Below are 22949 nucleotides of genomic sequence, written 5' to 3'. Positions count from 1 at the left end.
AGAAACATGACTTTTTCAATCGTTGGTTTTGATCCGGAAACAAAGGAATTGGGAGTGGCTGTTCAATCAAAATTTATTGGCGTCGGCTCCGTTGTTCCGTGGGCCAAGGCCGGAGCAGGAGCTATAGCCACGCAGGCATTTGCCAATCCGGCGTATGGCCCGGACGGTTTAAAGCTTTTGGAACAGGGAAAATCAGCACAAGAAACAGTGGACATACTTACAGAACAGGATGATGGCAGGGAAGACAGGCAGGTAGGCATTGTCGATGCCAGCGGGAATGCCGCAACTTACACAGGAAAAAAATGCTATGACTGGGCCGGCGGCATCACAGGAAAACACTATGCGGCACAAGGAAATATTTTAGTCAGTCGGGAAACAGCAGAAGCGATGGGGAAAACATTTGAAGAATCAACCGGAACACTTGCCGACAGGCTGCTTCAGGCACTGGATGCAGGACAGGCTGCAGGCGGTGACAGCCGGGGGAAACAGGCGGCAGCCATTTATGTGGTGAAGGAAAAAGGCGGCTATCTTGGGGCGAATGACCGGTACATTGATTTGCGGGTCGATGATCATCCCGAACCGATCAAAGAATTAATCCGGATTTATCATCTTCACCAGCTTTATTTCGGCAGTACGAAAAAAGAAAACATCCTGGCGATAGATGGTGAGATCAAGGCCGATTTGGAGAAACACCTCCAACGTCTCGGGTATTTGAAGGAAAATTATTCCGGATATGAGGCATTACATAAGGCATTCACTTCTTTTCTTCACACGGAAAATTTTGAAGAAAGGGAGCTGGAAAAGGGGAAATTGGATAAGGAAGTCCTGGACTATTTGAAGGAAAAGTAATATAAGTTTTCGTCATGAGACAAACAGATTTTGACGGGAATGAGAATATGCCATGCTGAGGTCAGAGTAGGGAACCCATCTATCAAAAAATTGCCGGGTCCATGCACTTTGTGCACATGACCCGGCAGTTTTTGCCTAATCTATATATTCCACTTGTACCCCGGATACACCCGAAATTTCTATGTCTTCCGGTACCTGCAGATAAAGAAGCTGTTCACTCCATCCCATTTCCATGCCAAAGCCAAGCATTTCCATATCTTGATCATTGAACTGGTGCATCGGAAATTCTTTGCTGAAAGAAGCGATGTACACTTCTTCTGTTCCTTGGCTTGAAACAATTTCCAATCGGTCCGGTGTAAGCTGAATATCTAGTGGAATGGATTTGTTTTCTATTTCCATTCCATTAAAACTGAGAGGTGTACGGTAAAAGGCAGCTTTAATTCCATCACTTTCTGTACGTTCCACCGCAACCCGAATAAAATTCATATCTCCGCGGGATTCTATACGGAATGTATCTTCATCATAATCAAACTCCCATTCTTTCAGCAGAAATTCCTCAATGGATGCCACATCTTCTGTTCCGGATAGCACACCGCTGAAGATTTCCACATGGCCGGGATGGTCAATTCTCTTTTTTTCCGATTCTTCTGCAGAAACAGGGATAAAATAATAAATAATAACTGAAATAAGTAAAATGACTCCATAGCCTCCGAGTATCCAAAACCCTTTTTTCGCTCCCCGCCATTTGCTGAAACGCATAACTACCCAAAAAGTCAACGCAACGAGCAGCATTAAAATAATGAGTGGTGTAAATGGTCCAAGGTTCATCATTGTCTAGCCTCCAATCTTTTTGTCAGCATTATAGCTGCCAGAAAACAGACAACCGAGGTGACAGTCACCTTCAGCACAAAAAGCAAGGCATTTGTTTCCTCAAAATAAAAGGCAACCCCTCGTCCGACAAGACTGTGATCCAGCTGAATCAGCCAAATAAAGATGCCAATGAGCAACACAGGCAGCAGATAAGGAAGGGTGCGGTGCAATTGGGATAAGGTGCCAAGCACATAGCCTGCAGATGCCAATAAAATCAGATAGAATGTCATCGAAAAGACACCGGTAAATATATCACTTACTTCATAATGTACATTGGATCCCAAAATGGGGGCAGGTTCCTTGAAAAAGTACACGAGAACCCGCAATAAAAAACCTGCTAAAATAGTTGTCACCGCAGCAATCACACTTGCCAGCAATAAAAATAAAGCATTGGAAAGATGATTGCTTATATGATTGGACACAAAGGTGAAACCGTGTTCCCTTTCTGCCTTGGTTGTCATCATAACGGCGTGTGCAATTACCCAAAGAAAGGTAAAGATAATCACATTTGCATTCGTAAACAACGTAGCATTAATGGAAATGCCTGAGCCTCCGGAAGAATGGAATGAACCATTGCCGCCCAGTGAAAAGAGGATAGCTATTATTTGCACCAGGACCAACGAACTTAACACCCCATTATATGCCTTCAGCTTATATTTAAATTGCCTGGCCACCGTGCTTCCAAGACTTGCATTATTTAAAGACACTTTCGATTCCTCCTTTACTCCTGCTTGTCAGATGGACACATAGATCACTGGCGGAAACTGGAGAGACTTCCATTCCCAATTGCTTTGCCTGATCAATGGAAAAGTAGTCATTTTTTACTATCGCATAGGTGGCATTGTTTCCAACCTGTTCATTGTGGATGACTTCTTTATTTGCCATCCATTGCATGACTACTTCGGTTCTGCCGGAAATTCCAACTGCATATTCCTTTAATTCATCCATCGGCAAATGAAAATATTTCTTTCCTTCATCAAGCAGCAGCACATCTTCCAGCAAATCCTCGATTTCCTCCAAATGATGGCTCGAAATAATGATTGTTCTCGGATTTGCAATATAATCTTTAAGCAGTGCCCGATAAAAATCCTTTCGTACGCCTGCATCCATCCCGGTCGTCGGCTCGTCAAACATGGTAAGCGCACATCTTGAAGCAAGCCCGATAATCATGTTAAAAGTACTCATTTTTCCTTTGGACAGGTGATGATGTGCCTGTCTTGGATGGAAGGAAAAATAATCAAATAGTCTATTCGCCAATTCAGCATCCCAATTTTCATAAAACCGTTCCGCTTCAGTTAAGATTTCCGATAAGGTTAATCGGCTGGAATAGCGCATTTGATCATCTACGTAAATAGCATTTGCTGAGATGAACAGGTTTTGAAACGGATCTTCTTTAAAAACCTCAACTTTTCCTGAAGAAGGACGCCAAAATCCGGCGAGAATTTTAAGTAATGTTGTTTTACCGGCGCCATTTCTCCCGATCAGCCCGGTAATTGTGTTTTCCTCTATGGAAAAGGATAAATCCTGGAGTGCTGTTAACTGTCTTCTCTTTTTCGTCAGTTTTTCGCATTCAATGACATTCACTTTGTATCCCCCTTACGTTCTTTAAAAATAGTATGAAGCATATTTATTAACTCTTCTTCATTGACCTCCAGCCGCTCCGCTTCCAAGGCTGCTTCCTGAAGCATTCCTTTTAAAACCCGGTTTTTTCGTTTGTCGGTAATAATCATCCTGGCTTCAGCAGTCACAAATTTCCCGAGTCCTCGTTTGTTATACAATATTTTTTCCTCATGCAGCATGTTCAGCCCTTTTGCAGCAGTTGCAGGATTGATGGTAAACATTTCTGCAAGCTTGTACTGGGAATACACTTTATCATTTTCTTTCAGATTGCCATTCAAAATCTCTGTCTCAATCCACTCCGCAATCTGAACATAAATCGGTTTGGCACTGTCAGAAGATATAATCAAGCCCACAACTCCTTTCCTGGGAATCAGTGCATTAGTCTTGTAATGCAGTATAGTACAAAGTCAGCTGTAATACAAGAGGAAATTTGAGCTTTTTTGAGCGGGCAGAAATAAGAGTTTCCTGCCTGAAAAGGGTTTAGGCTATAAGTTGTAATGCTGCGTTTTTTCCATTAAACAATCTGCGAAATCCCGGGCTTTATAAAATAATGGAGCGTATAACATACCGGCATGTACAAAGACTAAGGAAAAATTCTATTACAGGAGGTACCAGCATGGTTAATAAAGGGAAAGAATTTAATAACATGTTCAAGAAGAACAGGCAGAGCGGAGAGCATAGAAATGGGCGCAAGAGTCAATTCAAGAATAATAATCAACAGGAAGGAGAGGCGCCAAACGAATATTTGAGCCAAAAAGAGGAGTAGTTTTATTACATTAATAAGCAATCCATATACAGAAAATGAAACCAACCGGGGTAATTATAGTTTATCCCGGTTTTATCCTGCGTCTGATAGTTTAAAGTGGATTAGATATTTATTCCGGCTATTCCTCGATAATCTTACAGACGAATTAGAAAATAATACGCTTGAAGCTGAATTAAAGATTAATGCATTAATTGGCTGATGTGGAAGAAGAAGATATACAAAAGTTTGAAAATATGATGCCTTCATCTTTTACAGATGATGAGTAAAAATGGCTTGATTTGGCGATGGAATATTATGTGGAACCGGCAGAAGAATAATAGGGCTGGGATTATTAACAATTATTTGTTTTTTTATTATTCAACTGCGTCAATTCCCATTTTTTTAAAAAGATATATCCATATAATATTTTTTGATAACGATACAAATACTATTATCAATATTGTATAAGGAGTGATTTCAGTTGAACCAAACAGAGATTAGAAATAGCATTGAAAAAATATTGGATGAAAGCCATACAGGCATCCTGGCAACCGTAAAGAATAATAAACCCCACTCCAGGTATATGACTTTTTTTCACAGAGACAATATCCTGTATACACCGACAGACAAAAATACGGATAAAACCGAAGAAATTGACGCCAACCCATATACACATATTCTGATTGGCTATGAAGGGGAGGGGTTTGGCGATGAATATATAGAATATCAGGGAAAAGCTGCATTTAATGAGTCTGAAGAATTAAAAAAAGAGTTTTGGAATGATGATATGAAATTATATTTCGACGGTCCGGAAGATCCTGATTACACTTTACTGGAAATTCGTCCTACTGGAATACGATTAATGAATAAAAAGGGAGAACCACCGAAAGAATTGGAATTATAAAAGGATCAGCCTGTTTAAGGCCGTGAGTCGTAGTCACAAACGTATAGTTTACTGTTCGTGAGCCATTCTGTAACTAGCAGCGCACCATCTTCATAGAGTAATGGATATGTGGGTAAATATGGAGATGGGGAGGCAGCAATAAATATGTACAATGCTGATGGATATTTATGGAGAAGCTTCAATGTTCCTTATAGGGATGTACCTCAAAGTCAACCGGAGGGGGGGCCGGAAAGTATCGGCAGAGAGCCGAGTTTAGTTGCAAATTCAGTTTTACAGCGAGAGTTCCCCAACCTTGTTTATCTAAGGGGGGCCCCTGAAGGAAATGAGGTGGCCTTGACTTTTGATGATGGCCCGGATATCCGCTATACACCGCAAGTATTAAATGTTTTAAATGAATATCAGGTAAAAGCAACTTTTTTTCAGATGGGGGCGAGGGCAGCAGAACATACCGATATTGTCAGGAGAACTCATGCAGAGGGCCATGCCATCGGCAATCATACGTATTGGCACCCCAACTTAACAGAAGAAAGCCTGGAAAGGGTGCACTGGGAAGTAAATGCAGCGGGAGACGCTCTTACGCAAATTTTGGGCTTCCGTCCCAGGTTATTCCGGCCTCCATACGGAGCTCTAAATCGGGAAATTGTTCAGTTGCTGGGAGAGATGGGCAATACGGAGATTCTTTGGAATGTGGACTCACTGGATTGGAAGCAGCTGGGCACTGAAGTAATTGCAGAGAACGTTCTGGCAAATACTACACCGGGTTCTATTATACTCATGCATGATGGCGGTGATTGGACAATGGATTTATCAGGCACTGTAAATGCCTTACATGTAATTATTCCCCGTCTCCTGCAAGAGGGAATGGAATTTGTGACGATTCCTGAGCTGCTTAATGTAAATGAAGCTAAGTAATAGCATTTTTATCTATAAGAGTAAGCGTGACTTCCGCCATCACAGGGATGGAAGCATCACGCTTATTTAATTTTAAATAAATAGGAAATGAAAGTAGCCATACTTATACCTGCCGGAGGTGTTCTCCGATAAAACATTTCAACCTGAATCAAGCCGTTTCAAATTACAATACTCACCCATGCTCTCTTTAGTATTTATCTAATGTATGGCTTCGCATAAGAGTCAGGCTGATGATCCTTTCGAAATATACTATCACCGGTTGCTTCAGTGGACAAAAGTAATCAAATAATCTCTCATATATGTGTAAACAGGTTAACATCCATTTCCAGGACCCATTCCCTAACACAACAAATTATTGCTGACAAAAGACCTACTACTTTACATAAACTTTACATTACATACAAACTTCCTTAACATTCAACACCTATACTTGAAAGTGAGGTTAACAACAACACAGGGAGGAATTAGTTGATGAAATTGAAAAAAGTACTTTTGTTCCTGCTGATTGCAGGAGTAGTTATTGGACTCGCTGCATGTGGATCAGACGCTGAGGAAGATAACACAGAAGAAGAAAATACAGAAGAAAATGACGCTTCTTCTGATAATGCAGAAGAGGCTTCCAATAATGGAGAGTCCGGTTTGGAAGGTACGGTAACAATGGCTGGATCAACTTCAGTTCAACCTCTTTCTGAAGAGCTGGCAGCTGCCTTTATGGAACAAAATCCTGATGCCAGAATAGAAGTTTCCGGTGGCGGTTCAGGTGCAGGTGTGACAGCTGCACAAGATAATGCAGCAGATTTCGGAGCAGCATCCCGTGAAATTAAAGAAGACGAGACAGGTATTGATGAATGGGTTATTGCCATTGATGGTATTGGAATTATTGTTCACCCGGACAACCCTGTATCAGATTTAGCGCTGGAAGATATTACTAGTATCTTTGCCGGAGAGATTACAAATTGGTCAGAAGTCGGTGGAGACGATGCAGACATTGTTGTAATCAGCCGTGAAGATGGATCAGGAACAAGAGGTGCATTTACTGACATCGTACTGGGTGACGCGGAATTAGTAGATTCTGCACTTATTCAAAATTCTACCGGTGCTGTTGCAGAAGGTGTAGCTAATGATCCAAATGCTATCGGATATGTATCGGTAGGTGCCATGGATGATACGGTTAAGGGACTTTTGGTTGACGGCGCGGAGCCGACTGCAGAAAGCATCAGTGCTGGAGACTATCCAGTATCGAGACCATTTAATTATGTGGCCAATGAAGAAACTGAATTAAGCGAAGTTGCACAAGCATACCTTGATTTTGTTCTCAGCGATGAAGGTCAGCAAGTCGTTGAAGATAATGGATTTATTTCCGTTAACTAATTTTCAAATAAAGCTTAATTAAATAGAGCTTTAAATAGAACAGGGTGGGATCAGACTGCCCTGTTCTTTACACTTTTTTCACATATAAATTTATGAGCTGTCATGGAGTGATAGATTTGAAGTTTCAAAAGGAGAGAAATAATAAAAGTAATATAGAAGAAGGCATAGTCAAAAAAGTACTGTTTGTCATGGCTTTAACTGCTATCACATCTTTAGGTCTTATTGCGTTTTTTATTTTTAACGAAGGAATGCCTTTCATGATTGACTATGGCATTGCAGATTTTATTTTCGGGACAGAGTGGGATCCGTCAAATCAAGTGTATGGCATCTTCCCAATGATTGTTGGTTCTGTGATAGCAACTTTACTGGCTATTTTGATCGGTGCTCCAATTGGAATTGCTGTTGCTGTGTATTTAGTGGAAATAGCACCTCCTAAAGTTGCGCGGATAATCAGACCGGCAATCACGTTAATGGAAGGTATTCCATCGGTTATCATTGGGCTTTTTGGCATGGTAGTCATGCTGGATGTAATTCGGCGTTTAGCACGTGGTCCATTGAGTGAATACTTGCCGGCCGGTTATCAAACAGGCTATTCAGTGCTTGCTGGAGCAATTATATTAGCGATTATGATTTTGCCCACAATTATTTCCATATCTGCAGATTCAATCCGGGCTGTGCCCAATGAATATAAAGAAGCTGCTTTAGCCCTGGGATCATCTAAATGGCAGACAATATACAAAGTGGTAGTCCCTGCAGCCAAATCCGGTGTGCTTGCTGCAGTCATTCTGGGTGTTGGCCGGGCAATTGGAGAGACGATGGCAATTATTATGGTAGTCGGAAATACCGTACAGATTCCCGAAGCAGGCTGGGAAGGTATTTTTGCCCCTGTCAGAACGCTAACAGGAAATATTGCGCTGGAAATGGGATATGCCGGTCCTGAGCACCGTCAGGCTTTATTTGCAACGGGGATCATACTTTTTATCTTTATCATCATTATCAATTCCATCACGCTAGTACTCAGGAAAAAGGAGGATTAATCCATGTTCAAAGTGAAACCCAATCACATGATTAAGGTGAAACGAAATCAAATCTTCGCCTTTACTTTATTGAGCCTGGCGGCAGCGTTAACAGTCCTCACACTCTTTGCAATTGTTTTTTATATTATGCTTAACGGTTTTTCCGTGATTAGTATGGATTTTCTATTTGATGAGCCCCGCAGTATGGGAACTGAAGGCGGTGTTTTACCCGCGATATTAGGAACAATTTATTTAGTTGTACTTGTTATGATTATTGCAACGCCTATCGGGGTGGGGACAGCAGTTTATTTAAACGAATACATGCCCGAAGGTCGATTTAAGAAAATTCTCCGATTTGCAACGGAATTATTAGCAGGTGTACCATCTATTGTATTTGGGATGTTCGGCTTTATTTTCTTTGTCATTGTTTTAAGAGACTATACAGGGGGCTGGTCCATTTTATCAGGTGCTTTAACGGGAGTAATCATGATTTTACCTGTAATTATCCGAGCCTCGGAAGAAGCGCTCAGGAGTGTGCCGGATCCGTTAAAAGAAGGAAGTCTGGCACTGGGTACGACACGATGGTATACGATTAAAAAAATAGTATTGCCATTGGCATTGCCGGGTATTACAACCAGTTTAATATTGTCGATTGGACGTGTTATCGGGGAAACGGCAGCATTTTTATTAACGCTGGGCGGAAGTCTTTTATTTGCTCAATCTATATTTGATGGGGGCAGGACACTTGCCCTGCATTTATACCTGGTAGCAATGGAAACTGGGGATTTGCAAATGGCTATGGGTTCAGGAGCTGTTCTAATCATTCTTATATTAATCATTAATTTTGCTGCTGCAGGTTTATTCAAATTATTAGTCAGACGCTTTTCTGTATGACCAGCGATATAGGGGGTAGATTTTAGATGATTAATCAAGAAGAAAGAAATGTAAAAATAGCTGTTGAACAATTGGACTTTTTTTACGGTCAAACACATGCGCTGAATAGTATTTCATTGGATATAAAAGAAAATGAAGTTTTTGCACTTATTGGTCCATCAGGCTGCGGAAAATCAACATTTTTAAGGACATTAAACAGAATGAATGATTTGATTCCTAAAACACGTGTTAAAGGAAGCGTACAAATTGGCGGTCAGGATATATATGACCCTGATGTTGATGTGGTTCAATTGAGAAAGTCAATCGGAATGGTTTTTCAAAAGCCGAATCCATTTCCGATAAGTATTTTTGATAATGTTTCCTACGGCCCCAGAGCACATGGATTAAAGAATAAAAAAGAACTTATGGGTATTGTTGAGGAAAGTTTGCGGCAAGCAGCCCTGTGGGATGAAGTGAAGGACAGATTGAACGATAATGCCATGAGTCTTTCCGGTGGACAACAACAAAGACTTTGTATTGCGCGGGTAGCGGCGATTAAGCCGGAAGTTATATTAATGGATGAACCGACATCAGCGCTGGACCCGGGCTCCACAACAAAAGTGGAAGCGTTAATTAATGAGCTAAAGCAAAATTATACTGTAGTGATTGTCACCCATAATATGGAGCAGGCAGCACGGATATCAGATAAAACGGCGTTTTTCCTTAATGGTTATGTTGTTGAAACGGATGAAACAAATCAATTATTTACGAACCCAAAAGAAAAGCAAACGAAAGATTATATAACAGGGAAATTTGGGTAGGTCACTTTTTCGATTATAAGCAGCTTAATCGTTAGGTTTATCATAACTATTATACAGCTGAAAGAAGGAAACAGCAGAAAACCTGACTTATCGCCAAGCTCAATTGTGCTTATACAATCAATACGCAGCATATTCCAGGTATCAGGAAGGTTGATGTTTTCTTAGCTGCCAAAGCACCTCTTAATAATTGATTGTTCTTTGGCGGTAAGAACAAGAACCTGTCTCATACAGGGTTCCAATATGCTGTTCTGGTATGCACTTTTATTGGGCAAAACCTCTCCTGCTTCTCTGGTCTTCTGTGGCCTAGGAACGATTCGGAAAACCTTTTACTCCACCTTGACCTAATAAACATGTCTCTTTCTGCTTGATTGATGCCGAAAGGGATGTGTGTACATATAACCAGGATTTGCGCAAAGTCACCCGCTAATAAAGAGGGTGCTTTTTCATATTGCAACTTTTTTCTCTTTGTAATATTTGACAAGAGAGAGTGCATAAAAAATAAGGGAGAAACAATAATCACAATTGCTTCTCCCTTATTTTACACTGCTGCTTATCCAAATCTTCCAGAGATATAATCCTCTGTACGCTTATCACCAGGATGATTAAAAAGTGCCTCGGTATAATCGTATTCCACAACCTCGCCATTCAAAAAGAAGGAGGTTCTGTCGGAAATACGCGCTGCTTGCTGCATGTTGTGTGTCACCATTACTATGGAATATTTTTGCTTCATGTTCTGTACAAGTTCTTCTACTTTTGCTGTTGATCTTGGATCCAGCGCCGATGTCGGCTCATCCATTAGGATTACATCGGGTTCGATTGCCAGGCAGCGGGCAATGCAAAGGCGCTGCTGCTGACCGCCGGAAAGGCTGTTTGCATTTTTTTTCAGACGATCTTTGACTTCATCCCATAGAGCTGCATCTTTCAAGCTCTTTTCCACGATCTGATCAAGTACTTTTTTATCGCGAATGCCGTGTATTCTTGCACCGTAGGCTACATTTTCATAAATGGATTTCGGAAATGGATTTGGTTTTTGAAATACCATTCCGACACGCGATCTCAGTTCTTCCACCTTAAATGAATTGTTGAGAATGCTTTGGCCGTTATACCTGATCGTGCCGGTAATGCGGACATTGGGCACGAGCTCGACCATTCGGTTTAATGTCTTAATATAGGTGGATTTTCCGCAGCCTGATGGCCCGATAATGGCTGTTACTTCCTTCTCATACATTGGTAAATTAATTTCTTTTAATGCATGATTATCGCCGTACCACAGATTTAAATCCGTTGTATCATAGACAACCCGTTTCAAAACGTCCGGACCTGACTTCCTTTTATTCGGCAGTTTAGTATTTCCAATGATATCAATTGCTTCTGTAACACTACTCATTGGCATTTCACTCCTTCAAATCTTTTTTGGCAGTACAGAAAGCATAAGACTTTCCGTCCTGCGCAGACGCTATCAGAGCCTTCACTTCCCAGTATAAGGGCATCCAGGGAAAGCAAGATACGCTTTCAGGAATCCCTTTAGAGGAAAGACAAATTTTCCACCACATTTATTTCATTCAGTGTAAAAAATAATAAAAGGCAGTATAATACTGCTGCAAGGTTGACATATGCTGCATTCCGGCTGCAAAAGTCATATAGGATGTGAGTAGTTTCCACACCCTCATCCGGTCATGACAGTTTCATATTTTTAATATTGAAGTGTTTACAGATCTTCAATTAAGCCTGATGCTCCTTTTATATGCGAATCATATTTTTCAAGGTTTACTCCAATTCATGTGCCGATCCTTCCAGCACCGTTCCATCTTAATTTCTAGTATAAAGGATGAATGTTAAGGTAGTTTGTATGTAATGTAAAGTTTATGTAAATTGTCTATAAAAATTAAACCGGGGTATTGTATATAATATATTCATGCAAGAAATGGGGGCGGGAAAAGGAATGATAAAATCCTATGATTTCATTTACAGGCGCCTGCTGGAATATTACGGCCCACAGGGATGGTGGCCGGCTGACAGTGATTTTAAAATGATGATTGGTTCTATTCTTGTGCAAAACACGAACTGGAAAAATGCCGAAAAAGCACTGGAAAATCTGAAACACTATTTGCAGCCGGAAGTAATGCATCAGCTTGCAGAGGAAAAACTGGCACATCTCATCCGCCCAAGCGGGTATTACAATATGAAGGCAAAAAAAATTAAAGCTTTTTTGTACTGGTATAAAAAATATGATTATCGTCTTTCCCTTTTAAAATTCAGGGAGAAAAATGAGCTGCGCAAGGAATTATTAAACATTTATGGTATCGGCAATGAAACAGCCGATGTTATTTTGCTGTATGCGATGGAAAAACCGGTGTTCATTGCAGATAATTATGCGAGAAGGATCTTTAGGAGGTTAGGGTATAATGTGCCACACGGATATGATAGATTCAGAGAAATGGTGGAGAGAGCACTTCCGGAAGAAACCTCTTTGTTCAATGAATACCATGCACTATTGGTGGCACATGGGAAGACGCATTGCAAAGCAGCACCTATCTGTGAAGGATGCCCGCTATTGGATGTTTGTGAACAAAGATTTTAGCGCTGAAAAAATAAATGCATAATTATGATTCCAGCGCAAAGCTTCGTATTTGCTCCGTAAGATTTTCGGGTATTTCATCTGTAAATAAGTGTCCTGTATTCGGATGGATGAGCAATTTGGCATTAGGCAGGTCCTTTGCCAATTTTTTTGCTACTTTTAAGGAGATAATCCTGTCTTTCTCCCCGTATATTAAAAGGACCGGAGTGGTAATCTGCTTTACTTGCGCTGAACGCAGATCGCCTTCACGGTAACGAGCCAGCCGGAGAAGCGACTTGTAAAACTGCTTTTCTTTTAATGGTCTGCTGTATTCTTCTATCATTTCTTCTGTAATTACCGAATGATCCGACAGTGCTATTTCCAGCGTGCTTCTAACCCCTTGTTTTTTGACGCTCTTCTTTATAAAAAGATAAAAATAAGGAACGTAAGAAAGCAGTTTGATCCAATGGTTTGACGGTTTTAAATAGCCGGAACTATTTAAGAGGATCAGTTTTTTAATTTTCTCGGGAAAAAGTTTAGCCGTATATAAACTTATTTGGCCACCCATGGAATGACCGGCAAGATATACTTCTTTCAAATCAAAATAATCAATGCAGGAAGCGATGAGTTTTGCAAAGTTTTCGTAGGAATTAATAAATCTGGCCGATTTTTCACTTCTGCCAAATCCGGGCAGGTCAATGGCAATGACGGAAAAATCCTTCTCCAGGAGCGGCATCATCTTTTTAAACGTATAAACCGAAGCCACTAGTCCGTGTATAAGCAGGAGGGGAGGTTTCCCATTTAAAATGTACTCACAATATATATGAGCATTGGGAAGTTTTATGGTGGTTTTGGTGAAGTGGTCCATGCTATCCGTCCTGTTCCAATTTATAGTTTCCCCTTTATGTTACCAGAATCTGCAGATTTGAGGAAAATAATTGGATTTTTATTTGTGTACTGTTCAAAATAATAAAAAGAATATGAAAAAGGCTATAAAATAATTGTTGCTTTTAGTATATTAGTATTATGGAATATTCAGACTGGGGGTGGGGGCATAAAGTACATTTTAACTTGTATTCTCATATTCATAGTGATAGTTTGTTTTGTTTACACTGATCAGGTAATGGCATCCGGAATAACAAAGTTGGCCCCCGAACAGGAAGTATATGAGCTTGGTTCCTTGATGGAACTATTGGAAGATGAAAATAACAATATAACCCTGGAAGAGATTGCCGCGGGCAAATGGGATGATCAATTTTATCTATATGAAGGAAATATCCCCAATTACGGATATACCCCTTCCACCTTCTGGATGCGCATAACATTTGAAAACCGGTCGGCAAATAGTGAATGGATGCTTGAAATTGCCTACCCGCCCCATGATTCGATAGAACTTTATACAAAATCCGATGACGGAAAATTTCGCAGCAGTAAAACAGGGGACCGGCTGTTATTTTATGAAAGGGAAGTGCATCACAGGAATTTTATTTTTGAATTGGATATTCCGCCGGGTTCCATGCAAACCTATTATGTAAAACTGGACAGTGATGGATCCATGCAGCTGCCTGTTACACTGTGGTCCAGGGATGCATTTCGGCAGAAAAGTCAGCTGGAATATATACTCCTTGGTATTTATTACGGTTTTAGCCTGTTTATGATTTTATACCATCTGTTTTTGTTCTTTTCGTTAAAGTTGTCGCGTTACCTTTGGTATATTCTTTTTATAGTTACATTAATGTTGATGCACTTCACTTTGAACGGGTTAGCCTATCAATATATCTGGCCTGAAGAATCCTGGTGGAATCACCGTGCGATTTTATTTTTCATTGTGTGCACGAATATGACAGGATTATTATTTGTAAAATCTTTTATAGATACAAAATACTATTTGCCGGGTATGGACAAAGTGATGAAAGGCATTGTGTTTCTGCAGCCGATTTTAATGGCTATATTGTTCTTTAATTATGAAGTGGCGCTAAATATTATCATGGCTGCCACTGTAGGTACTATCAGTCTTATTATTATGCCTTCCATCATTTTAAGCTGGCGGCGTGGTCATGTGCCGGCAAAGTATTTCTTTTACGGCTGGACAGCGTTTTTTATTGGGGCGCTCGTCAGTTCCATTGCTGATATGGGCTTGCTGCCTATCAACTTTTTAACAACGTACAGTTCTCAAATTGGTTCAGTCATAGGAATTACTCTATTTTCCCTTGCACTCGGTGAAAGAATAAGACAGCTCAGAAAGGAAAAGAAGGAAGCAGAGGAAAGTGCGCTGAAAAGCCGGGAACTTGCAGTAAGACACCTAAAAAAGGCAAATGAACTGAAGGATGAATTTTTGGCCAATACTTCCCATGAATTACGCACACCGCTTCATGGGATGATTGGATTGGCTGAATTTATAAAAGAGAGGGAAGGATCAAACGAGGAAATACAGCACAATCTATCCTTGATTATTTCAAGTGGAAAACGGCTTGCACAGCTGATTGAAGATCTTCTTGATGCCTCGAAATTAAAACATCAAGATTTAAATTTGGAAATAAGCCGGGTCAACCTGAAAAAGCTGACGGATATGGTATGCACTATTTCCAAATCGATGAACAGGAGTAAGTTCCTAACAATACAAAATAAAATTAATGAGCATCTTCCGCATGTCGCAGGGGATCAAAACAGATTGCAGCAAATATTATATAATCTCCTTGGGAATGCAATCAAGTATACTGATAAAGGAGAAATTACAATCACTGCTGAACAGGATAGGAACATGGTAATTGTGTCAGTGAGAGATAGCGGGATTGGCATGTCTGAAAAGGATAAGATGCACATTTTTGACAGTTTTACAAGGGGCTCCAATATAGAAGACAGATCAGAAAAGGGAGCAGGTCTTGGACTAAGGATTACGAAGCAGCTAGTGGAACTTCATGGCGGCAGAATAGAAGTCGAATCTGCATTGGGGGAAGGAACGAACGTATCTTTTTCCATACCGATTTTTAAGGAAGAGGAAATAGGTGTGAGTCATTACTTTACTTCATCTGAGCAAGCTGGAACGAGCGTGCTTTTGCATCATGAGAATCCGGAGCCTTTAGGTAAAATATTGATTGCGGATGATGAACCGGTTAATATTCAGGTGCTCCTGAATCACTTATCCATGGCTGGTTATCAGATAAAAGTGGCAGATGACGGGGTGAAGGTGCTGGATGAACTTCGGAATGACCGCTCCTATGATCTTGTGATTTTGGATGTCATGCTTCCAAAAATTTCAGGATTTGACGCTGCCAAAAAAATCAGGGGGCAGTTTTCACTAACCGATCTTCCGATTTTAATGCTGACGGCCAGATCCCAAACGGAAGATATCATCACTGCTTTTAACGCAGGTGCCAATGATTATTTGACAAAACCAACTTCCAGGGAAGAATTGCTGGCACGTGTAAAAACCTTACTATCTTTAAAGCAAACGATGGAAGAAGTTGTGAAAGTGAATAAAGAGCTGACATATCTAAATCATTCGCTGGAATCATTGGTTGCAGAGCGTACACAGGAACTGGAATTAAGGACGGATGAGCTGGCAAGAATGGAAAAGTCAAGAAGGCAATTGATGTCCAATATATCCCACGAACTTGGTACTCCGATGACTTCGGTAAGAGGTTATATAAAAGCAATGCTTGATGGTGTAGTTGACAGAAATGATGAGAGCTATTTGCACATGGTTTATAAAAAAATATTGGTCATTGACAGGCTTATTCAGGATCTATATGATCTGTCCCGGCTGGAAGCAAGAAGAGTCAGCTTCAGATGGCAGCAAATGACAGCAGGAGAAATACTGAACATGCTTCTATTAAAATATGAAAGGGAGGTTAAAGAAAATGGCTTAAATTTTTATATTTACAGCGAATTGAATGAAGCCGAGTCCAGGGAAAGTGTGCTTATTGATGCTGACAGACTGGATCAGGTATTGCAAAATCTGATTTTTAATGCAATCCGGTTTACCAAAGCAGACGGTACAATTCGTGTGCATATGAAAAAAGTAATACCAGGGGAAGAGCCGAAACTTCGGAAAACACTGACTGAATGGGATGCATTACTGAAAATAACTGTGGCCGATGATGGAAAAGGCATATCGGAAGGAGCGATAACACATATATTTGACCGGTTTTTTCAGGAAGAAAAGCCGCAAACAGAAGAAGATACACATTCCGGTTTAGGACTTTCCATTTCCAAAGAAATTATCGATGCCCATCATGGCCATTTATGGGCTGAGAGTGAAAGGGGGGAAGGGAGTGCTTTTCATTTTGTGCTACCATTGGGCAGAAAGGAAGACGAAGAAGCCTGTACTACGCCAATACAGTAAGTAAACAGTTAAGTGTCACTAAAATTCATTCCGCCTGTTAAATTTACCATTAAGCGGTTATTGGCTATTACTTTCTCTGCCAGTACAAATGCAACTAACAGCAAGCCAAGTTTTTAGAGTCAGAAAGGGAGCGGAGCTGAGTGGAAATTAAAACCGATAAAATTCTTATCGTAGAAGATGATGACGAGATTCGTCATTTGCTTCAATTATACCTGGAGGAAAAGTACGAAATAATGATGGCGGATAACGGGATTGCAGCGCTGAAAATAGTAAAGCAGGAATCACCGGATTTAGTTTTGCTCGATATACTTTTACCCGGAAAGAACGGATTGGAGGTATGCCGGGAAATTCGCAAGTTTAATGAAAATCTGCCGATATTACTGCTTAGCTCAAAAAGGGAATATGAAGATCGGATTACAGGACTGGAGGCAGGGGCGGATGACTATATAGTAAAGCCCTTCGATCCTGGAGAAGTACGTGCAAGAGTAATGGCACACTTGAGAAGGAGAGCTATTCACGAGAAGCTCCATCATGACGGGCAAAACATATTAAAGATCCATGAATTGGAAATTAATTTGGACAACTATTCGGTATACCTGGAAGGGGAGCCGGTGCATCTATATACAAAAGAAATGCAGCTCCTGATATTCCTTGCCAAATATCCAAACCAAGTGTTTTCCATTGAACAGCTTTATGATCGGGTATGGGGGACAGAAATGATTGGCGATTATAATGCCGTAAAAGTGCACATCAGCAATTTGCGGAGGAAAATTGAAAAAAACCCCAGAAATCCGGAATTTATACAAACAGTAAGGGGGTTTGGCTACAAATTTACAGGGCACATGAAATAAATTTGGTATGTTTAACTTTCTTTTAACCTTTCTGATATAGAATAGCTTCAGACAGATACATAAACATCTTAATAATAAGAAAGGCGGAGACGGAGCATGCATATAAAACCACGGCAAGGATTAGCGGGGGAAGAGCTGGATCGGGAATGGGTAAAATTAATCAATGAAGCAAAAAATGCAGGGTTGACCGTCAAAGAAGTTCGCAAATTTTTAAAAAAGAAAACATACTTGGAAAAAGATACTTTTTTGGATTATAAAGCGGCAGAGTAAACATAAAAGAGATTGAATGCTGTAAAACCAAATTTACGTTATGAAAAAGCATTATTATGTAAGCGCTTCTGGCTATAAACGGGAAGTGAGAGTCATAATCCAACAGAAGCAATTCATCCGCTAAAGCAGTACTTTTGCCTGGCAGCAATAGTTCTGAAATAATGATTATTATAGTAAATAAAAGGAGTGCTGCCATATGAAAGTATTTGTAATCGGAGCCAATGGGCAAATTGGCAAACACGTAGTCAGAATGCTGAAAGACAGTAAAGAACATACCGTAACAGCTATGGTGAGAAAAGAGGCCCAGGCACAGGAGTTAAAACAAGCAGGAGTAGAAGCGGTAGTTGCGAATCTGGAAGAGAGCGCTGAAAAGCTGCAGGAAGCAATGACCGGGAGTGACGCAGTTATTTTCACGGCAGGATCCGGTGGAAGCACAGGAGCCGATAAGACGATGTTAATTGATCTGGATGGTGCGATTAAATCCGTGGAGGCAGCTGAAAAGTCAGGTGTATCACGCTTTATAATGGTGAGTGCGCTTCAGGCACATAATAGAGAAAGCTGGGGAGAAGGTACACCAAGCCATTATTATGTAGCAAAACACTATGCGGACAGAGCACTGATGAACAGTAGTTTAACATACACCATCGTGCGGCCGGGCGGATTATTAAATGAGCCGGGGACAGGAAAGATTACCGCTGCGGAAAATCTCAGGGAAATGAAAAAGATTCCCCGGGAAGATGTGGCGCGTGTCGTTGTTGGGAGCCTGAATAAAGAAAATACCCATTATAAATCGTTTGATCTTCTCTCCGGTGAAACGGGGATTGAAGAAGCATTGAAAAATATATAAGTTTTAACGGAAGTCATTTTTGGAAGGAAAGTTGCTGGTAACAACCCAAATAAATATTAAATAGCATATGTTTAAAGGCCAAAATAGCAATATAAATACAAAGATATGAATCTGGGAAAAACAATTTTAGTGAAGATAAATCTCTTAAACATGTGCATAAAACCCGAACCGGAAATATACTGTGCTTACCATTGGCACAAGTGCGACGTCCGATCATACTCCCTTTTGCCGATTACCGGTTTTACTTTGCGCAGGCTGATGAAGAGCCCCCGCGGAGGTGGCACCTTGAGGGAACTCATCGATGCCATTTCTCCTGCAAACCTTTATGGCGGGGCGGGCATTTAGCTCAGCCCCGGGAGTTCACTTATATATTCTGGAGCTAACAGTGTGAATCGTTCATTCTTTCAATGTTTCCTAAGAGTTCTGTCCCAAACCTTTATCGTGATATTTTATTTTTTTATTCAACTAACGTAGCCAATAGTTTTAAGTGTAAACCTTCACATTATTTTTAGTAACTATAATAATTTGTAATGAATCATTTTATTGGTTTGTATATTTGAAGTGAATCACCTTCATCTTTTATACCATATATACGTGGAAGGCTTTTTAGTAAAATTATTGCCTGTAAGTCACCCCTTGAGGCATATAGGTTAATTATCCATAAAAATATAGTTAGCCAGATTCCCGTTCCTGAAATGATAAAACTTAACACAGCAGAGATAATTCCTAAAATTAACATCGGTGCTATTGTAATTAACATGTAAGCTGGTTTATTAAAAATTGCTTCACTTTTGGCAAATATAAAAGGTCCGCTAAAGCCATATTGTGTATTTACTCCACTAAAATATTTCATCAGAATGCCATGTATTAGTTCGTGCAACACAATGTACACCAATATTAATAATGGAATCACAAGTTTTAATAAAGGCGTTTGTTTAATTAACTCTAATAATTCAATGAGCGATACAAAATATTGACCTGCTAAAATACTTATAACAATAAGAATAAATATACTTATATTTATTCTCTTAGGAATTTGGATTTCCTCCCAGTCCAGTGACTTAAACTCCTCGTAGTTTTGATACAAGTTATTTCCCCCTGAATGTTTTTTCAAGAATAAAAATAAATGCATACTTGTTATAAATTGCTTTATAAACGAATCTTGATATCTTGCCCTTTAGTCAAAAAAGATCGTATCCTTCCTAAGCTTAATTAATATGATAGAATACGAAATGTCAACACAAAATACAAATTAAATCATTGAAATTGCATTTACTTGAATTACACTTTTTAGCCATTATAATTTTTCACCTGGAAACCAGAAGTTGCGAGACCGAGGAGTCAACAATACATATTCCTAAAAATTTTAGTGATTAGATTTTCTGCATACCCATGCTTAAAATCATTAAATCTCTTTAGAAAACTTGATTGCCACCAAGCCTTTAGATGACAACCTTAATTGCATTTATACAGTAAGAGATTTTTATGCATTCTAATAACACTTTACATTTAAAATAAATTTTTATATAGTATAGATACCTAATAATTCTAGGTAGGTGAGAAAATGTTTAATCGTGAACTTGTAAAAGGAAGCACGTCGCTGCTTGTGCTGCAGTTGTTGAACGAGCGCGATATGTATGGTTATGAGTTGGTAAAAGAAATGGACCGCCGGAGTGAGCATAATCTGCAAGTGAAGGAGGGGACTTTATATCCGGCACTTCACAAAATGGAAAAGCAGGAGTACATTGAATGCTACTGGCAGAACAGGGAGAAGGGACCGGCACGGAAATATTACCGCATTACGGCTCAGGGAAAAGAAATACTTGAGGAAAGAAAATCAGAATGGCACAGATATGTTCAGGTGATGAATAACCTGATCGAAAGAGGAGAATCATGAGTGAAGGGGAACAACGGTTTTTACAGGAATTAGATACAGAAATTGGGGAACACCCCAATAAGCAGGATATTATGGCGGAATACGAATTACATGTATATGATTTGCTGGAAGAAACGCAAATCGATGAAGCGGATATTTACCGGGAATTGACGGAAAGGCTGGGAAGACCAGAAGAAATTGCGGTGTTGTGGAAGGAAGACAAAGCCGTAACGCCAAGTAATATGCAGCGTTTATTTGTCCTGTGCAACGTAGCTATATTTGCACTGGGAGCCCTGCTGACCATTGGCTATAATATTTTTGACTGGAACTGGCTTGAGGAATTATGGTCCTTGCTGACGGATGCTACGTCCATTATCATTATCGGTTATATTTTCTTTTGGGGACTTTTGGGATATGAAATCGGGAAGGCCTTTGGTGCCGGGGGATATAAACTGTTGAAAAAGACCTTCCTCATCTCTATCATTCCTAATTTAATTTTAATGTATTTAATTATATTCAGGCTAATACCATATACATGGTTCGGGCCGCTATTAAACGTTCGGTTTATTATTGTATGTATTCTATGTACCGCGGTTTTATATCCGGTAAGCTGGCTTGGATATAGATGGGGAAAAAGAGCTTCCGTATAGCAGGGATGGATTTGTATCTGAAAGAAGGTGTTTTTTTATCTATATACATAGAATTTCTATGTATATAGAATTACTCAGTATGGGAGGGATAATTGCCAATGGAAATACAAGTCAGGCAAGGAGATTGGCTGTTTTTACTTATGTGTTTTGGGCTTAGTTTACTGGGAGAATTAAGTTTCTTTCATGGAAGGATTGGTGTTTCTTACCTTGTTTTTATAGCTGGTTTTTATTTGGTCCTGTTTCTCAGGTTCCGTTTTGCTTTTCATCATCGAAGAATTGGCTTGCTATTAATGGCCGCTATTTGGATACTGGCAGGCAGCTACCTTTTTCACGACAGTGCCTTGTTTTATCAGCTTAACCTATTAGCGATACCGGTACTTGTCTTTTTTCACATAGTATTGATCACCAGTCCAAATCAGCTCAATTGGAGCAAACCGCAATTCATCCTTTTATTAATTGAAAAAATGCGGGAAGGGCTGCAATATGTTTCATCATTTGGCAAGTTTAGTCTTAAAAAGGTATTTACGAATATGAGTGATCAAACGGCAAAAACGATCAAACATATTTTAATTGGGCTGGTGATTGGAGTTCCTTTGCTGCTGATTATCACTGGTCTCCTCATGTCAGCAGATGCTGTTTTCCAGGATGTGATTTTACGATTGCCGCAGTTTTTTTTGCAGCTTCATTTTATGGAGGGTATTTTTCGGATTGCGCTCGTGATTTTTCTTGGATTTCTGTTCTTTGGAATTTTCCAAGTGCTGAATCGAAATACAAATGCAAAAGGACAGCAAGATCTGGCTAAAAGAAATATTCATTGGGATAGTATTATCTCTATTACTATCTTAGTCATGCTAAATGCCATGTATGTTTTATTTGCAGTCATCCAATTTACGTATTTTTTCAATGATGGGCTGCAGGATGGTTATACCTATGCAGAATATGCGAGAAGGGGATTCTTTGAACTTCTATTTGTGACAGTCATTAATTGGAGTTTGTTAATATGTTTCCTCAAATTTACGAGTGACGAGCGAATAGGTATAAAGCTGACCTTGAAAATCTTGTATTCCCTGCTGATATCAGTAAGCGGTGTGATACTGGTTTCGGCGTATCAGCGTTTAAGCATGTATCAGGCTGCCTATGGATTTACCGTGGATCGTATTCTGGCAGATGGATTTATGATATTTTTGATGGTGATTTTTGCATATACTTTTATTCGGGTATGGATCGAACGGTTGTCACTGCTCCATTTCTATCTCATTGCAGGATTGGCCTTTTATACCGTATTGAATGCTGTCCATATCGAACAGATTATTGTTGACAATAATCTGGAGCGTTATGAGGAAACTGGGAAAATTGATATTCATTACTTAAATTCGCTTTCCTACACCGGATTAGACGGGTTAATGGAACTGTATGAAAAAGAACCCGATTATCCTGAATTGGAAGGCATGTTGCAAAACCGGCAAATGCAGCAGGAACATTCGGAACAAGAGGCATGGCCATCCTTTAATTTTACAATAGAAGCAGTTACTGAAAAATTAAAGGACCTTGATTTAGAAAAATAAACTCTTT

23 protein-coding genes are annotated in these 22949 nt (G+C 39.9%); 16 read left to right on the top strand and 7 right to left on the bottom strand.

Annotated elements, in window-relative coordinates; all coding sequences use genetic code 11:
- Positions 1–6 precede the first annotated feature (6 nt).
- Positions 7–849, top strand: coding sequence for a DUF1028 domain-containing protein (locus GHD25_RS02135; RefSeq protein ID WP_164214707.1), 843 nt, complete (start codon positions 7–9; stop codon positions 847–849).
- 135 nt (positions 850–984) lie between these two features.
- On the opposite strand, the gene GHD25_RS02130 is transcribed toward GHD25_RS02135, so the two are convergent.
- From GHD25_RS02130 to GHD25_RS02115, 4 genes are read right to left on the bottom strand one after another with little or no spacing between them, the layout of a single operon-like run.
- On the bottom strand, positions 985–1680 hold the full coding sequence (locus GHD25_RS02130) for a hypothetical protein (protein WP_164214706.1): 696 nt from the start codon (positions 1678–1680) through the stop codon (positions 985–987).
- Positions 1677–2426 (bottom strand): hypothetical protein, encoded by a 750-nt coding sequence (locus tag GHD25_RS02125; RefSeq protein ID WP_164214705.1) that lies wholly within the window; start codon positions 2424–2426, stop codon positions 1677–1679. Before GHD25_RS02125 ends, GHD25_RS02130 begins: the two co-directional genes overlap by 4 nt.
- Positions 2413–3303 (bottom strand): ATP-binding cassette domain-containing protein, encoded by an 891-nt coding sequence (locus GHD25_RS02120; RefSeq protein ID WP_164214704.1) that lies wholly within the window; start codon positions 3301–3303, stop codon positions 2413–2415. Before GHD25_RS02120 ends, GHD25_RS02125 begins: the two co-directional genes overlap by 14 nt.
- Positions 3300–3686 (bottom strand): GntR family transcriptional regulator, encoded by a 387-nt coding sequence (locus GHD25_RS02115; protein WP_164214703.1) that lies wholly within the window; start codon positions 3684–3686, stop codon positions 3300–3302. The genes GHD25_RS02120 and GHD25_RS02115 overlap by 4 nt, the downstream gene beginning before the upstream one ends.
- Before the next feature lie 269 nt (positions 3687–3955).
- On the opposite strand from GHD25_RS02115, the gene GHD25_RS02110 reads away from it, so the two are divergent.
- The 7 genes from GHD25_RS02110 to pstB (GHD25_RS02080) all read left to right on the top strand — a co-directional run bounded on the left by GHD25_RS02110 (position 3956) and on the right by pstB (GHD25_RS02080) (position 9981).
- Positions 3956–4105, top strand: coding sequence for a hypothetical protein (locus tag GHD25_RS02110; protein ID WP_164214702.1), 150 nt, complete (start codon positions 3956–3958; stop codon positions 4103–4105).
- Between the two features lie 460 nt (positions 4106–4565).
- Positions 4566–4988, top strand: a complete 423-nt coding sequence (locus tag GHD25_RS02105) for a pyridoxamine 5'-phosphate oxidase family protein (RefSeq protein ID WP_164214701.1) — start codon at positions 4566–4568, stop codon at positions 4986–4988.
- A gap of 144 nt (positions 4989–5132) precedes the next feature.
- Positions 5133–5900, top strand: coding sequence for a polysaccharide deacetylase family protein (locus tag GHD25_RS02100; RefSeq protein WP_164214700.1), 768 nt, complete (start codon positions 5133–5135; stop codon positions 5898–5900).
- Between the two features lie 471 nt (positions 5901–6371).
- Positions 6372–7271 carry a phosphate ABC transporter substrate-binding protein gene (locus GHD25_RS02095; protein WP_240452186.1) on the top strand — a complete coding sequence of 300 codons (900 nt, stop codon included), beginning with the start codon at positions 6372–6374 and terminating at the stop codon, positions 7269–7271.
- Positions 7272–7387: 116 nt separating this feature from the next.
- The gene (gene pstC, locus GHD25_RS02090) at positions 7388–8308 is read left to right on the top strand and encodes a phosphate ABC transporter permease subunit PstC (RefSeq protein WP_240452185.1); all 921 of its coding nucleotides are present in this window, start codon (positions 7388–7390) and stop codon (positions 8306–8308) included.
- A 3-nt stretch (positions 8309–8311) separates the two neighbouring features.
- Entirely contained in the window at positions 8312–9181 is an 870-nt protein-coding gene (pstA, locus tag GHD25_RS02085) for a phosphate ABC transporter permease PstA (protein ID WP_240452184.1), read from the top strand.
- A gap of 26 nt (positions 9182–9207) precedes the next feature.
- On the top strand, positions 9208–9981 hold the full coding sequence (pstB, locus tag GHD25_RS02080; RefSeq protein WP_164214697.1) for a phosphate ABC transporter ATP-binding protein PstB: 774 nt from the start codon (positions 9208–9210) through the stop codon (positions 9979–9981).
- Positions 9982–10531: 550 nt separating this feature from the next.
- On the opposite strand, the gene pstB (GHD25_RS02075) is transcribed toward pstB (GHD25_RS02080), so the two are convergent.
- Positions 10532–11368: a phosphate ABC transporter ATP-binding protein PstB gene (gene pstB, locus GHD25_RS02075; RefSeq protein ID WP_164214696.1), complete on the bottom strand. Its 837-nt coding sequence runs from the start codon at positions 11366–11368 to the stop codon at positions 10532–10534.
- 555 nt (positions 11369–11923) lie between these two features.
- Here pstB (GHD25_RS02075) and GHD25_RS02070 point away from each other — a divergent pair.
- Positions 11924–12562, top strand: coding sequence for an endonuclease III domain-containing protein (locus GHD25_RS02070; RefSeq protein WP_164214695.1), 639 nt, complete (start codon positions 11924–11926; stop codon positions 12560–12562).
- A gap of 22 nt (positions 12563–12584) precedes the next feature.
- On the opposite strand, the gene GHD25_RS02065 is transcribed toward GHD25_RS02070, so the two are convergent.
- A complete protein-coding gene (locus tag GHD25_RS02065; protein WP_164214694.1) occupies positions 12585–13406 on the bottom strand; it encodes an alpha/beta fold hydrolase in 822 nt (273 codons plus the stop codon).
- A gap of 222 nt (positions 13407–13628) precedes the next feature.
- Here GHD25_RS02065 and GHD25_RS02060 point away from each other — a divergent pair, with 222 nt between their 5' ends.
- The 4 genes from GHD25_RS02060 to GHD25_RS02045 all read left to right on the top strand — a co-directional run bounded on the left by GHD25_RS02060 (position 13629) and on the right by GHD25_RS02045 (position 18851).
- Positions 13629–16883 (top strand): ATP-binding protein, encoded by a 3255-nt coding sequence (locus GHD25_RS02060; protein WP_164214693.1) that lies wholly within the window; start codon positions 13629–13631, stop codon positions 16881–16883.
- 140 nt (positions 16884–17023) lie between these two features.
- Positions 17024–17734: a response regulator transcription factor gene (locus tag GHD25_RS02055; protein ID WP_346426763.1), complete on the top strand. Its 711-nt coding sequence runs from the start codon at positions 17024–17026 to the stop codon at positions 17732–17734.
- Between the two features lie 96 nt (positions 17735–17830).
- The gene (locus GHD25_RS02050) at positions 17831–18004 is read left to right on the top strand and encodes an anti-repressor SinI family protein (protein ID WP_164214692.1); all 174 of its coding nucleotides are present in this window, start codon (positions 17831–17833) and stop codon (positions 18002–18004) included.
- 196 nt (positions 18005–18200) lie between these two features.
- On the top strand, positions 18201–18851 hold the full coding sequence (locus GHD25_RS02045) for an SDR family oxidoreductase (protein WP_164214691.1): 651 nt from the start codon (positions 18201–18203) through the stop codon (positions 18849–18851).
- Between the two features lie 535 nt (positions 18852–19386).
- On the opposite strand, the gene GHD25_RS02040 is transcribed toward GHD25_RS02045, so the two are convergent.
- Positions 19387–19938: a DUF3267 domain-containing protein gene (locus GHD25_RS02040; RefSeq protein WP_164214690.1), complete on the bottom strand. Its 552-nt coding sequence runs from the start codon at positions 19936–19938 to the stop codon at positions 19387–19389.
- A 477-nt stretch (positions 19939–20415) separates the two neighbouring features.
- Here GHD25_RS02040 and GHD25_RS02035 point away from each other — a divergent pair, with 477 nt between their 5' ends.
- The 3 genes from GHD25_RS02035 (at position 20416) to GHD25_RS02025 (ending at position 22942) form a co-directional block, all read left to right on the top strand.
- The gene (locus tag GHD25_RS02035; RefSeq protein WP_164214689.1) at positions 20416–20748 is read left to right on the top strand and encodes a PadR family transcriptional regulator; all 333 of its coding nucleotides are present in this window, start codon (positions 20416–20418) and stop codon (positions 20746–20748) included.
- The gene (locus GHD25_RS02030) at positions 20745–21377 is read left to right on the top strand and encodes a hypothetical protein (protein WP_164214688.1); all 633 of its coding nucleotides are present in this window, start codon (positions 20745–20747) and stop codon (positions 21375–21377) included. The genes GHD25_RS02035 and GHD25_RS02030 overlap by 4 nt, the downstream gene beginning before the upstream one ends.
- 98 nt (positions 21378–21475) lie before the next feature.
- A complete protein-coding gene (locus GHD25_RS02025) occupies positions 21476–22942 on the top strand; it encodes a DUF4153 domain-containing protein (protein WP_164214687.1) in 1467 nt (488 codons plus the stop codon).
- Positions 22943–22949 lie beyond the last annotated feature (7 nt).

The organism is Virgibacillus aidingensis (assembly GCF_010994035.1).
Lineage (GTDB): Bacteria > Bacillota > Bacilli > Bacillales > Amphibacillaceae > Virgibacillus_N.
This window is presented reverse-complemented; position numbering and strand designations above follow the sequence as displayed.